Raw genomic sequence first — 13420 nt, 5'->3', positions numbered from 1 at the left:
AGCAACCAACAATGCGCCAGCCATCGAGCCACGGAGTCCGAAGCAGCACGCGGTGTGAGCTACTGTCGTGATGGATTTACCCCTCATTTCCCGATTACTTTTCATATTTACCGCCGTATATCCAGCGATTCAGCCCAGGCAATTATGGGCTATTGATGAGGAGCGGGAGTCGCGTTTGGGCCGGTCTGCGTCGGTTCAGCGTGTACCGCCCACGCCTCCATCATCGCGCGCCGCTTTTCCAGCATGTCCCCGCGCCGGTAAGCTGCCTCCACCTTGTTGCCCACGATGTGCGCCAGCGCCATTTCGGCCATTTCCTGCGGGAAGTCGGTGGCTTCAGCCGCCCAGTCCCGAAACGACGAGCGAAAGCCGTGCACCGTGATGTCGCTGCGCTGCATGCGCCGCAGCACGACAGTGAGCGTCATGTCGGAAAGGGGCTTGTGATCGCGCACGCTCGGAAACACGGTTTCGGTGTCCGCCAGCTTTACCGCTTTCAGTTGCTCAAGCAGCTCGACTGCTGCATTTGACAGCGGTACGCGGTGCTCCCGCCCGGCTTTCATGCGCTCGCCAGGGACGGTCCACAGCCGTTGCTCAAAATCCACCTCGTACCATTCCATGCCACGAACTTCGCCCGAACGGGCCGCGGTGAGGATGGTGAACTGCAATGCAAGCGCACCAATGCCGTTTTGCTTGCGCAGCTCGGCCATGAACGGTTTCATATCGCGCCACGGCAGTGCAGCAAAGTGCTTGGCCTTGGAGACTTTGGAGCGCGCGGGCAGCAGCGCTTCGAGGTGGCCTTTCCAGCGGGCCGGGTTGTCTCCTGTACGGTATCGGTGCACGGTCGCCCAGTCGAGGATGGCTTCCACGCGGCCCCGCAGGCGCGAGGCGGTTTCTGCCTTGGTGTGCCACACGGGGTCGAGCACCCGCATGATGTGTGCGGTTTCAATCAGGGCGACATCCATCTTGCCGATGACGGGGCCTGCATAGGCTTGGAGCGTACTGGTCCACTGCTCGGCGTGTTTGGCGCTTTTCCAGCCCGAGCGGTGTGATTCGATGTAGCGCTGGGCACAACTCTCGAATGTGACCGTTTTGGCTTGCTCGGCCCGCACGGCGGCTGCCGCTTGATGCTTGACCTGCATGGGGTCGATGCCCTGGCGCACCTCGCGGCGCCACGTTGCGGCTTTGTCACGCGCTTCGGCAAGGGAGACATCGGGGTATGGCCCGAGCCCCGTCCAGCGCTCACGGCCATTGAATGCATAGCGCAGAATCCATGACTTGGAGCCCCCTTCGGTGACCTTGAGCCACAGGCCCGCGCCGTCGCCATGCATTCCGGCTTCCTTGAGCTTGGTGGCTTGCAGCTGAGTGAGTTTGTTGGCTTTGACCATGAGTAGAGTTCGACGGAGACGAGACCCAAATTTTGACCTCGTTATACGGAAAAGTATACGGAAAAAACACGAGATTGGGAGATATCGTCGGAAACGATGTGAGACGATGAAATCTATAACCTATTGTTTTTATTGAGTAATTTATAGATTCTTGCGACGTCATGGAAAAATATGAAACGCGGGTTCGACTGCCACAGTCTCCGCCAGATCCCGGTATTCCTGCGGTTTTCAAGGCGATCATCGCGCCTTCCCCCCCCATGGAACCCGCCACAAGCCAAACAGGTTGAGGCAAGCGCCGCAAAGCCCCAGCAATGGGGCTTTGTTGTTTCTGGTCTTGGGCGTGCTCCGCAAGCGCGCTGCACGAATGCAGGCGCCCCAAACACCCAGCCGTCGAATGCCATTGCGTGGGGCGGCAAATGACAAGCCCCGGAATTGACATGCGCTCGTCACAACTTTGTCGCACGATCGGCAGTTGACCTTACAGATCGCTCCGTCGCTTGATCCCCCACAAATTTCGTTCCGTCATCGCCAAGCGGCTCACTGGCCCCGTCGGCAGCTCTCAACGATTGCAGTGGATCAGCATTGCGGCTTTGCTGATCGTGCTGGCCTTGATCTGGATCTTGACCTGGCAGCGCTTGCGGGCCGAGGCAGCGCTGCTGGAGAAGAATGCCGAGCTTCAGCAACGCAGTCTGGCCGCCATCATTGCGGAAAACTTGGCCCAGGTAGTGGATCGCAGCCGATTGATGGCGGTTACCGTGAACCATGCCGCAGACGAAGGTCAGTCCAGCGCATCTGCCCGATTGACGTCGATGCTGGCGTCGGACCGCACTTTTCTCAGGCTTGCACTCTATGACAGCGCGCTGAATCGACTGAGCTCGTCGTCTCCGTTTGTGGATGGCCCGGAAATCAAGGCATTCCTGCAGCGGGCGGGCAACTCCACGGATGACATTCTGGCAACAGACCCGGATGTTCAGGTCGGCCCGCTGCTCAAAGAAAACGCCTGGCAAGTTCCGCTCCTGGTATCGGCTCCCAATGGGCACCCCCCGCAATCGGGCTACCTGCTTGCCATGCTGGACCTTGGTTATTTTCTGCAGCTTTACCGCAACATCGATATGGGCACCACGGGGTCCATCCATATCCTGGGGCTGGATGGCGTTGAGATCGCCGAGGCGCGCCCAGAAGGGCTGTCGTTAAGTCAGCAGCCCCGCCGCCTGCCGCAGTTCGCTCCGGCGAATTCATCCGAGGGCCTGTGGAGAGGCGTCCTGCCCGGGCACGAGGGTGAGCAATTGGCACGCTTTCAGCGGGTAGAGCGTGCGCCCTTCATCGTTGCAGTCAGTCGCGGAATGCAGGAGATTCACAGCAACGGCAGCAGTCTGCGCGTATGGGGCATCCTGGGCTCTCTCAGCTTCATCTTGGCTGCCGCTGCTTGGGGGCTGGTGCGCAGCACGCGCCGCCAGCAGACGTTGCTGGAAGCGCTGCACGCATCTGATGAGGAAAAGCGTGAGTTGATCGTGCACCTGGAGAGCGAGACGACTCGGGCAATGACACTGGCATCCTTCGACCACTTGACTGGATTGCACAACCGGCGGATGTTCAATGAAATCGCCGCCAGCCATCTGGAAGGGGCCCGGCGCAGCCGCAAGCACTACATGCTGATGTATCTGGATCTGGATCGGTTCAAGCTCATCAATGACACCCTGGGTCACCATGTGGGCGACAAGCTGCTGCGCGCCATGAGTGAGCGCCTTCGAAGCAATGTGCGCAGTTCCGATGTAGTCGGCCGCATGGGCGGCGATGAATTCGCTGTGCTGATAACGTCCCTTGATCGGCCAGAGGACATGGACGCACTGGCTTCCAAGCTGGTAGCGCAACTGAGCCTTCCGTATCTCGATATCGATGGTCATGAGATCAAGGCCAGTCCGAGTGTCGGCATTGCATCGTTCCCGCGTGATGGCCACGACGTGACCACGCTGTGCCGGCATGCGGATGCAGCGATGTACGAGTCCAAGCGCATGGGGCGGGGGCGCTTCACCTACTACAACGCCAGCCAGAATCCAACGAACGATCGAATCCTTCAACTGGAGCGGCAACTTCCCATCGCGATCGATAAAGACGAACTGGTGCTTCACTTTCAACCCAAAGTGGATTTGGCCGACTATCGCATCACAGGCCTGGAGGCTCTGGTGCGATGGCAGCACCCAGACCATGGACTGGTATATCCCGGCGATTTCATTGCATCGGCTGAAAAGTCCGGGCTGATCGTTCAGCTTGGCGATTGGGTCATGAAGGCGTGCTGCATTCAGCAAGCCCAATGGAAAGCCCAGGGCATACCGCTGGTGCCTTTGGCGTTCAATGTGTCGCCAAGGCAGTTGCGTGACGGCAGCCTGGCAACAAAGATTGCGCAGTTGTTGCAAGACCATGATTTAAGCCCCGGCGATCTGGAAATAGAGATTACCGAGAACTGTCTGGTCGAGCCAGTTGACCAGGCCGTCAAGGTCCTTGAAGACCTTCGCAAGCTGGGCATACGCATCGGTCTGGATGACTTTGGCAGCGGTTTTTCCAGCCTGAGCCAGATACGTGACCTGCCCATCAGCACGGTCAAGATTGATCGGTCATTCATCAACGACATTCGCAGCCACAAGGACGTTGGCGTGATCGTCACTTCGATCATTACGCTTGCGCACGGGTTGCAGATGCGCGTTGTCGCCGAGGGCGTTGAACTGATGGATCAACTGGTGCAACTGAAAATGGCTGGATGCGACGAGGTCCAGGGCTACTTCCTCAGCAGGCCGGTGCACAGCGCCGAGGCCGAGAAACTCTTGGTACAAGCAACTATCGTCCCGACATGAGCCACTTATTCTTTTTCATCGTTTTTGTGGCTGCAATTTTGGTGCCCTTACGGGCGTCCGCGTCGGATGCCGCCTGTGATGACCCCCACGTCCTGCGCGTTGCCTTGATCCCCAAGGGCAACAACCAAAAGCAGTTGCAAGAATTCAGCCCCATCCAAATGGAACTGGAGAAGGCACTACAGCGCCGTGTGGCGCTTGTGCCATCGCCCTCTTATGCGGCCGTCATGGAAGGGCTGCTGAACGAAAGCATTGATCTGGCCGAGCTGGGCCCCGCTGCCTATGCCATGCTGATGGACCGCAACGCAGCCGTGACACCGTTTGCCGCCACCTCTGGCCGTGGCCCGGCCGGCGCCAACATGCTTGCGACGTACCGTTCCATTTTGATTGTGCGATCCAACCGGGGGATTGCCGGAATCAATGACCTGCGCGACCGGTCCCTGAGCCTGACCGACCCGGCAAGCACCTCCGGCAACCTGGTGCCAAGGCAGTTCGTGAAGAAAAAGACGGGCCAGAGCATCGACAACTACTTCGGCCGCATCTCGTTTGCCGGCTCGCATGACCGCGCCATTGAAGTGGTTCAAAAAGGCCTGGTGGATGCGGGGTTTGTGTCCACCGCACGCTTTGAAGAGGCCCTGAAAATGGGGCGCATTGCCCCCGGCGAACTGGCGGTTCTTTGGCAATCTGGGCCCATACCATACGACCCATTCGTCTTGCGCAATCGCCTGTGCAAAACGGTCGTGGAGAAAGTTCACCGCGTGTTTTTCAACGCCGCGCCCTTGCGAGCCATGCTGGATTCCAGGGGCGCCAAGCAATTTGTGCCGGTCACCAACGCTGACTATCAGGTGATCAGGGATCTTTTCTCGGAGCGCTGAAACCCCACGGGCAACTGCTCACCAGCTCATGCACGCGGGGCGTGCACATGCGGCCGCCATGCATTGACCATCGCCACGAGTGAAAGCATCACGGGCACCTCGACCAGCACGCCGACCACCGTGGCCAGGGCGGCGCCAGAGTTCAACCCAAAAAGCGAAATCGCCACCGCCACCGCCAGCTCAAAGAAGTTGGATGTGCCGATAAGGCAGGCGGGGCCCGCCACATCGTGGGGCAGCTTGAGCAGCTTGGCGCCCCACCAGCTGATGAAAAAGATGCCATAGGTCTGCAACACCAGCGGAATGGCAATCAGGCCGATCACCGCGGGTTGCTCGACGATGGTGCCTGCCTGAAAGCCGAACAACAGCACCACCGTGGCAATGAGGCCCACGATGGACCAGGGCTTGAGCCGTGCCACGAACGCGCCGACCGCCTGCGGCGAGCGCCGGGCCAACTGGTGGCGGGTCGCCATGCCAGCGGCCAGGGGCAGCACCACATACAGCACGGTGGACAACACCAGGGTCTCCCAGGGCACGGTGACGTTGGTCACGCCCAGCAAGAAAGCGGCGATGGGAGCAAAGGCCACCACCATCACCAGATCGTTCACCGAAACCTGGACCAGCGTGTAGTTCGCGTCGCCTTTGACGAGCTGGCTCCACACAAACACCATGGCGGTGCAAGGCGCAACGCCCAGCAAAATCATGCCGGCGATGTACTCGCTGGCCGATTGCGGGTCCACCCAGGGGGCGAAGAGGTATTGGAAGAACAGCACACCCAGCGCAGCCATGGTGAACGGCTTGATCAGCCAATTGACGGTCAGCGTCAGCAGCAGCCCTTGCGGCTTCTTGCCCACGTCCTTGATGGCGGCCCAGTCGATCTGGATCATCATCGGATAAATCATCACCCAGATGAACACCGCCACCACGAGATTGACCTGCGCAATCTCCAGGCCGGCAACGGCCTGAAAAAGCCCCGGAAAAACCAGCCCCAGCCCCACACCGGCAGCAATGCCCAGCGCAACCCAGATCGTCAAATACCGCTCAAACAGCCCCATGGTGGTTCCCCTCGCTCAATGAAAAGGGCCTGGACCATCGCATGTCCAGGCCCGTCTGCATGTGGATTTTTCAGTCGTTGGTTTGTCCAATCTGGACCAGTTCTTTGTGCAGCGCCAGTTTGTCGAGCTTTTCCAGCGGCAGGCTCAGAAAGAGCGCAATGCGGCGGTTCAGCACGATGAAAGCATCTTTGAACGCGTTGTTCACGGCTTCTTCATCGCCCTCGACCGCTGCCGGGTCAGGCACACCCCAGTGCGCCGACATCGGCTGGCCCGGCCAGACGGGGCACACCTCGCCCGCCGCCTGATCGCATACCGTGAGCACGTAGTCCATCACCGGTGCGTCGGGCGCCGCGAACTCATCCCAGTTCTTGCTGCGCAAGCCCTGCGTCGAAAAACGATTCCGCTCCAGCAGATCGAGCGCACGCGGGTTGACCACGCCCGCGGGGTGGCTGCCGGCGCTGAAGGCACGGAATCTGCCAGCGCCGTTCTGGTTCAGGATGGCTTCGGCCAGAATGCTGCGCGCGGAGTTGTGCGTGCAGATGAAGAGCACGTTGTAGATGCGATGGGACATGTGAATACCTGCTTTCGGCACCAAGGGTTGAGGGAATGGGAGAGTGAATAATTTGCGGCGCTGCGCCAGCCCGGCGGCGCAGCAGTGGGGTTTTGCAGAGTGTGGAGCGCCATGGTTACTTGCGCGTTACGTGGTGCCCATGCGCAGCCCTCAAGCCGCTGCGGCTGTTTTTTTGTCCTTTGTCACCGGCAATGTGAGCGTGACCAGCCAGCAGACCACCAGCATCACGGCAGAGCCGATGAGCGCATACAGCAACCCGCCCCACTGGTACAGCAGGCCCGACAGCAGCGTGCCGCCAAAGCGCCCCAGGGCGTTGGCGGCGTAATAAAAGCCCACGTCTTCGGCGGCTTTTTCCGAGCCGGCGTAGGCGAGGATCAAGTACGAGTGAACGGACGAATTGACGGCAAACGCAAAGCCAAACAGCCCCAGGCCGCCCACCACCACCCATTGCAGGTGCGGCACCTGCAGGGCCACTGCCACGGCGATGGCAACGGGAACCACCGCCAGCAGGGCCGACCACCGCCGCGCGGCAGGCACCTCGGTGCTCAGGCCGTCGGTGCTGCGTTTCACCAGCTGCGGCGCCATGGCCTGCACCAGGCCATAGCCGATAGTCCAGGCGGCCAGAAAACCGCCCACCATGGTGAACGTCCAGCCCTGCGAATACAAAAACACCGGCACGCCCACCACAAACCAGACATCGCGCGCGCCAAACAGCACCACGCGGGCGGCGGCCAGGGCGTTGATGCCGGCGTTCTTGGCAAACAGTTCCTTGGCCGATTGGGAGGCCTTGCTCTTGCCCATCATCCGGGGCAGCGAAGTGACCACCCCCACCAGCACCAGCGCCAGCAGCGCCGCCATGGCCCACAGCGCGAGCTGAAAGCCCAGCGCCTGCAGCAGCAGCCCGCCCAAAAAGAAGCCCACGCCCTTCATGGCGTTCTTGCTGCCGGTGAACCAGGCCACCCATTGGAAAAGCTGGCCCGCGCCCTGCTCTTTGGCTTGTGCCGAAGTGACCTTGATGGCCGATTTGCTGGCGGTCTTGGTCAAATCCTTGGCCACACCGCAGATGCCCTGCGCCAGCACCACCCAGGCCACCGACAGGGCCACCGACCAATCGGGGTTGAGCTGCGACAGCAGGGTAAAGCCGATGATTTGCGTCACCAGCCCCACCGTCAGCATGCGCGTGATGCCGTAGCGCGTGGCCAGCCAGCCGCCAATCAGGTTGGCCAGCACGCCGGCTGCTTCATAAAGCAAAAACAGAAACGCCAGCGTGAACGGCGAGTACCCCAGGCGATAAAAATGCAGCAGCACCAGCATGCGCAGCGCGCCATCGGTGAGGGTGAAGCCCCAATACGCCGCGGTGACGATGGCGTAGTTGCGCGTGGCGTGGCTTTGCATGTCAGATGCCCACTTCCTGCATGTGGCAGGCCAGATCGACCATGCGGCAGGCATAGCCCATTTCGTTGTCGTACCAGGCGTACACCTTGAGCAGCGTGCCGTCGGTCACCATGGTCGAGAGCGCATCGACGATGGAGCTGCGCGTGTCGCGGGCGTAGTCGGCGCTCACCAGCGGCAGCGTTTCGTAGCCCAGAATACCCGACAGGTACGAGCTAGCGGCCTGCTCGAACAGCGCGTTCACTTCCTCGGCCGTGGTGGGGCGCTGCAGTTCAAACACGCAATCTGTCAGCGAGGCGTTGAGCACCGGGGCGCGCACGGCATGGCCATTGAGCTTGCCCTTGAGTTCGGGGTAAATCAGCGCAATGGCGGTGGCGCTGCCGGTGGATGTGGGCGCCAGGCTCTCCATGGCGCTGCGGGCGCGGCGCAGGTCTTTGTGCGGCGCGTCCACCACCAGGTTGGTGTTGGTCGGGTTGTGGATGGTGGTGATCTGCCCGTGGCGGATGCCGATGTGCTCATGCACCACCTTCACCACCGGCGCCAGGCAATTGGTGGTGCACGACGCTGCCGTGACGATGCGGTTTTTGGCCGGGTCGTACAGCGTGTGGTTCACGCCGACCACGATGTTGAGCACGTCGCCCACCTTCACCGGCGCGGCCACAATGACGCGCTTGGCGCCGCGGTCCAGGTGGCCCTGGATGGTCTCGGGCGTCAAAAACTTGCCTGTGCATTCCAGCACCACGTCCACCCCCAAGTCGCCCCACGGAATGTCTGCCGCCGTGGGGTGCGCGCTGAACGAGAGCCGCTGGCTGCCGATGGTGATGGCGTGGTCGCCCTCCGCCTGGATGCGCTCGCGCCACTTGCCTTGCACGGTGTCAAAAGCCAGCAGGTGGGCGGTGGCCGCGGCGCCACCCTTGATTTCGTTGAGGTGCACCACCTCCAGGCGGTTGCCGGCGCGGGGGTCGTCTTGCGGGCGCTCGGCAGCGCCCATGGCGGCGCGCAGCGCCAGGCGGCCAATGCGCCCCATTCCGTTGATGCCCACTTTCATGATACGGCTCTCTTATTCAATTCTATATTCATTGAAATATTGCATTATTTAATGGCGAATGGATGACACATGGCTGATGTGCCCACGCACAAGCGCATGCCACTCCTGCGTCAGCAACCACAGGACGTTGCCTGGGGCGCCAGGCACTCAGCACCCTGGCAACAGTTTTCGGTCAAAAAGCCCAGCAAGTCGTTCATGGTGGTGATGGAGGCGCGGTAAATCAGGTTGCGGCCCTGGCGCTCCTGGCTGACCAGGTTCGCATGGGTCAGCTCTTTGAGATGAAACGACAGGGTGTTGGGCGCCACATCCAGTTGTTCCGCCAGCGCGCTGGGCGTCAGCCCCTGGTTGCCCGCAACCACCAGCGCACGAAACACCCGCAGGCGCATTTCCTGGGCCAGGGCGGCGAGCGAACGGACAGCGTCGGTTTCATTCATGCAACAACTATACAACGATTATTGAAATATTGTAAAGTGCAATCCATCGGTGCATAGCCAGTAGCGCGCGCCCCGGCCCACCCAGGAATCACATGCCCGCACCCATCCACCTTCTCGAACAGCCCACCAAATACCTGTTCTTCACGGGCAAGGGTGGCGTGGGCAAGACCTCGGTTTCCACTGCGGTGTCGATCGCGCTGGCAGACGCGGGCAAAAAGGTGCTGCTGGTCAGCACGGACGCCGCCTCCAACCTCGATGAAATGCTGGGCATCGAACTGCGCAACCAGCCCGTGGCGGTGCCCGGCGTGCCGCGCCTGCAGGTGCTCAACATCGACCCCGATGCCGCTGCAGCGGATTACCGCGCACGCGTGGTTCAGCAGATGGGGCCACAGGCCAGCGACCAGGACATTGCCACGGTGCGCGAGCAACTGTCGGGCGCCTGCACCACCGAAATCGCCACCTTTGACGAATTCTCCAACCTGCTGTCGCAGGGCGGTGCCGCCTATGACCATGTCGTTTTCGACACGGCCCCCACCGGCCATACGCTCCGGCTGCTGAGCCTGCCCAAGGCCTGGAGCGGCTTCCTGGAAGGGAACAACCGCGGTGCGTCCTGCCTGGGGCCGCACTCAGGCCTGAAGATGCAGGAACAGCTTTTCAACGCAGCCCTGGCGGCACTCAATGACGCCACGCAAACCACCGTGGTGCTAGTGGCCCGGCCCGACAAAGGCGCGCTCGATGAGGCGGCCCGCACCTCGGATGAACTGCGCGCGCTGGGCCTGACCCACCAGCGCTTGGTGGTGAATGCCGTGTTCCATCGCACCCATGCGGACGACCCGATCGCCGCGGCCATCGAAGCACTGGGGCGCAAGGCGCTCGACGAACTGCCAGCCGCGCTGCGGCCGCTGGTGGCCGACCACATTCCGCTGCGGGCGGTGGACTCGGTGGGTTTGCCCGCACTGCGCGGGCTGCTGGCCGCCGAGCCCCCATGCACCACGGGCGCAGCCACCCCCGCAGCGCCCGCCATGGAGCACCACAAGCTGTCCGAGCTGGTGGCCGAGCTGGCCCAGGGCGAACGCGGCCTGATCATGGTCATGGGCAAAGGCGGGGTCGGCAAGACCACCATGGCCGCCGCCATTGCGCTGGGTCTGGTCCGCCACGGCAAATCGGTGCACCTGACGACGACCGACCCGGCTGCGCACCTGACCGTCACACTCAACGCCGAGGTGCCAGGGCTCAGCGTGGACCGCATCGACCCCCAGGCCGAAACGCAAAAATATGTGGACAAGATCGTGGCCTCCCGCGCGGCCACGCTGACCGAGGACGAGAAAGCCCTGCTCATTGAAGACCTGCGCTCGCCCTGCACCGAAGAAGTGGCCGTCTTTCACGCCTTCTCGCATGTGGTGGCGCAAGCCCGAAGTTCGTTTGTGGTGCTGGACACCGCGCCCACCGGGCATTCGTTGTTGCTGATGGATGCCACTGGCGCCTACCACCGCCAGATGGTGCGGGAATTCGAGGGCAAGGCGGCGGGGCGCATCGTGACGCCGCTGATGCGGTTGCAAGATGCGGACTACACCAAAATCATTCTGGTCACACTGCCGGAAGCCACCCCGGTTTCGCAGGCCGCCGCGCTACAGGACGACTTGCGCCGGGCCCAGATCGAACCCTTCGCCTGGGTCGTCAACAAATCGCTGCTGGCCACCGGCACGGCCGACCCCCTGCTGCAAACCCGCCTGCACAGCGAGCTGCAGCAGATGCAGCGGGTGGCCGCGCACACCCGCCACGCTGTGCTGGTGGTGCCGTGGACGGCGCAGCCACCCATTGGCCCCGACGCACTCGGCAAGCTGCTGGAATGACTGCACGGTTGGCCATTGCAGCCCTCTGACGACGGCCCGCCGAGCCGCACTGCTGGCACAGGCGCGCACGACAGATCCAGCCCAGTGAAGGTTGATGCGCCAAATGGCCGGATCACCAAGCGATACGGTTACCTGTCGTGACAGCCAGGAGGGCTGGCGCACGATAAGGTGTCCTACAACCGGCAACCCCCGCCACCGATCCCCCAGGAGAAAACCATGCAGATGACCCGACCGCATACCCTCACCGCCAACCTGACCACCTGCCTGTGCGCTGCCTTGCTGGCCGGCTGCGCCGGCTTGCCGGGGGGAACAGGCGGTGCGGGCGGTGCGGCGCCGCCCTCGGTGGGCCCGGGGCCACGCGGCGGCGTGTGCAATGCGGCGCCCGCCCAGGGGGTGATCGGCAAACAGGGCACCCCGTCGGTGATCGAGCAAGCCCGGGTGGCATCGGGCGCGGCCATGGCACGCCTGCTGCACCCCCGCCAGGCGGTGACGCTGGAGTTCAACACCGAACGACTGAACCTGGTGGTGGATGGCAATGGGCGCATCACGGCGGTGCGCTGCGGCTGAACGAAGCCCCACCGCTGCCGGCAAAACAGCGTGGGGCGCTGCCTATTTGCTCATATTTACATAGCACATAGCGCTTTATCCATAAGCGCTAGAGCCCGATTTAACGCAAACTCATCGCACCAGCTGCGCCCGTGTGGGCGCCGCGCTGTCAGTCGGCCAGAAACAGCGCCTGCAGATCGTTCAAAAAGTCGAACCCGCGCTCGGTCGGGCGCACATGGGCCATGTCGCGGGTGATCAGGCCCTTGCGCTCGGCCTCGTCCAGCGCCTTGGCAATGGCGGTCAGCGGCAGGCCCGTGCGCTCGACAAAATCCTGCAGCGCAAAACCCTCGCGCAGGCGCAGCGCATTGAGCATGAATTCGAACGGCAGGTCGGCGCGGCGCACATCCTCGTCTTGCGCCACGGCGTGGCCCGCCAGCGCGTTGTCCATGTACAGGCGGGGGTCGCGAAACCGCGTCTGGCGCACCACGCGGTGGGCAAAACTGAGTTTGCTGTGCGCGCCCGCGCCCAGCCCCAGGTAGTCGCCAAACTGCCAGTAGTTGGTGTTGTGAAAACACGCATGGCCCGGCCGGGCGTAGGCCGATATTTCATAGCGCGCCAGCCCCGCCTGCGCCGTCATCTCGGTGATGCGGTCGAGCATGGCGTAGGCATCGTCGTCCGGCGGGATGGCGGGCGGAAACTTGGCGAAGTAGGTGTTGGGCTCGATGGTGAGGTGGTAGATGGAAATGTGGGGCGGCGCCAGTGCCAGCGCCGTGGCCATGTCCTGCTCCAGCTCTGGCAGCGTCTGGCCGGGCAGCGCGTACATGATGTCCAGGTTGAAGGTGTCGAAGGCGCTGGCCGCCTCCTGCACAGCGGCCAGCGCCTGCGCGCGGTCGTGCACCCGGCCCAGCGCCTGCAGGTGCCGGTCGTTGAAACTTTGCACGCCCACCGACAGCCGCGTAACACCGGCCGCGCGGAAGGCGCGGAAGCGGTCTTTCTCAAAGGTGCCGGGGTTGGCCTCCAGCGTGATCTCGCAATCGGCGGCCAGCGGCAGGCGCGCGCGGATGTCGCCAATCAACCGGTCGATGGACTGCGGCGAAAACAGGCTGGGCGTGCCGCCGCCGATGAAGATGCTGTGCACGCTGCGGCCCCACACCAGGGGCAGCGCCGCCTCCAGGTCGGCCACCAGGGCATCGAGGTAGCGGGCTTCAGGCAAGCCACCGGCGCCGCCAGCGTCGCGCCATTCATGCGAGTTGAAGTCGCAATACGGGCATTTTTTCAGGCACCAGGGCAGGTGCACGTACAGCGCCAGCGGCGGCAGGCTGGTGAGCTGCAAAAGCCCCGGGCGCATGTAATGCTGGATGTCGCGCTGCGGTGCGGGTGCGGCCTCGGCAGCAGGAATGATGGGGATGGAAACTGCCATG

The 13420-nt window shown here is 62.6% G+C and carries 11 protein-coding genes; 4 read left to right on the top strand and 7 right to left on the bottom strand.

Features of this window, described 5'->3' with window-relative positions; all coding sequences use genetic code 11:
• Window positions 1–149: 149 nt before the first annotated feature.
• The gene (locus CCX87_RS04415; protein ID WP_087744087.1) at window positions 150–1382 is read right to left on the bottom strand and encodes a tyrosine-type recombinase/integrase; all 1233 of its coding nucleotides are present in this window, start codon (window positions 1380–1382) and stop codon (window positions 150–152) included.
• A 497-nt stretch (window positions 1383–1879) separates the two neighbouring features.
• Here CCX87_RS04415 and CCX87_RS21255 point away from each other — a divergent pair, with 497 nt between their 5' ends.
• Together CCX87_RS21255 and CCX87_RS04405 are read left to right on the top strand one after the other, a co-directional pair.
• A complete protein-coding gene (locus CCX87_RS21255; RefSeq protein WP_232476481.1) occupies window positions 1880–4231 on the top strand; it encodes a putative bifunctional diguanylate cyclase/phosphodiesterase in 2352 nt (783 codons plus the stop codon).
• A complete protein-coding gene (locus CCX87_RS04405) occupies window positions 4228–5103 on the top strand; it encodes a phosphate/phosphite/phosphonate ABC transporter substrate-binding protein (RefSeq protein WP_157667104.1) in 876 nt (291 codons plus the stop codon). The genes CCX87_RS21255 and CCX87_RS04405 overlap by 4 nt, the downstream gene beginning before the upstream one ends.
• 26 nt (window positions 5104–5129) lie before the next feature.
• Here CCX87_RS04405 and arsB read toward each other — a convergent pair whose 3' ends face one another.
• The 5 genes from arsB to CCX87_RS04380 form a co-directional block, all read right to left on the bottom strand.
• On the bottom strand, window positions 5130–6155 hold the full coding sequence (gene arsB, locus CCX87_RS04400; RefSeq protein WP_087744082.1) for an ACR3 family arsenite efflux transporter: 1026 nt from the start codon (window positions 6153–6155) through the stop codon (window positions 5130–5132).
• A 70-nt stretch (window positions 6156–6225) separates the two neighbouring features.
• Window positions 6226–6726 carry an arsenate reductase ArsC gene (locus CCX87_RS04395; protein ID WP_087744080.1) on the bottom strand — a complete coding sequence of 167 codons (501 nt, stop codon included), beginning with the start codon at window positions 6724–6726 and terminating at the stop codon, window positions 6226–6228.
• A gap of 150 nt (window positions 6727–6876) precedes the next feature.
• Window positions 6877–8121 carry an organoarsenical effux MFS transporter ArsJ gene (gene arsJ / locus CCX87_RS04390; protein ID WP_198314763.1) on the bottom strand — a complete coding sequence of 415 codons (1245 nt, stop codon included), beginning with the start codon at window positions 8119–8121 and terminating at the stop codon, window positions 6877–6879.
• 1 nt (window position 8122) lies between these two features.
• Window positions 8123–9166, bottom strand: coding sequence for an ArsJ-associated glyceraldehyde-3-phosphate dehydrogenase (locus tag CCX87_RS04385; RefSeq protein WP_087744076.1), 1044 nt, complete (start codon window positions 9164–9166; stop codon window positions 8123–8125).
• A 110-nt stretch (window positions 9167–9276) separates the two neighbouring features.
• Window positions 9277–9600, bottom strand: a complete 324-nt coding sequence (locus tag CCX87_RS04380; protein WP_087744073.1) for an ArsR/SmtB family transcription factor — start codon at window positions 9598–9600, stop codon at window positions 9277–9279.
• Between the two features lie 92 nt (window positions 9601–9692).
• Between CCX87_RS04380 and arsA the strand changes: the two genes are divergently transcribed.
• Together arsA and CCX87_RS04370 are read left to right on the top strand one after the other, a co-directional pair.
• Complete coding sequence (gene arsA, locus CCX87_RS04375; protein WP_087744070.1) at window positions 9693–11453, top strand: arsenical pump-driving ATPase; 1761 nt, start codon at window positions 9693–9695, stop codon at window positions 11451–11453.
• A gap of 216 nt (window positions 11454–11669) precedes the next feature.
• Entirely contained in the window at window positions 11670–12020 is a 351-nt protein-coding gene (locus CCX87_RS04370; protein WP_232476480.1) for an I78 family peptidase inhibitor, read from the top strand.
• A 148-nt stretch (window positions 12021–12168) separates the two neighbouring features.
• Here the strand turns inward: CCX87_RS04370 and hemW are convergent, their stop codons facing one another.
• Complete coding sequence (gene hemW, locus CCX87_RS04365; RefSeq protein ID WP_087744067.1) at window positions 12169–13419, bottom strand: radical SAM family heme chaperone HemW; 1251 nt, start codon at window positions 13417–13419, stop codon at window positions 12169–12171.
• Window position 13420: the final 1 nt, after the last annotated feature.

This window comes from Acidovorax sp. T1, assembly GCF_002176815.1.
Classification (GTDB): Bacteria; Pseudomonadota; Gammaproteobacteria; order Burkholderiales; family Burkholderiaceae_C; genus Acidovorax.
Note: the sequence above shows the minus strand (reverse complement) of the source record. Positions and strands in the feature narration are given on the sequence as shown.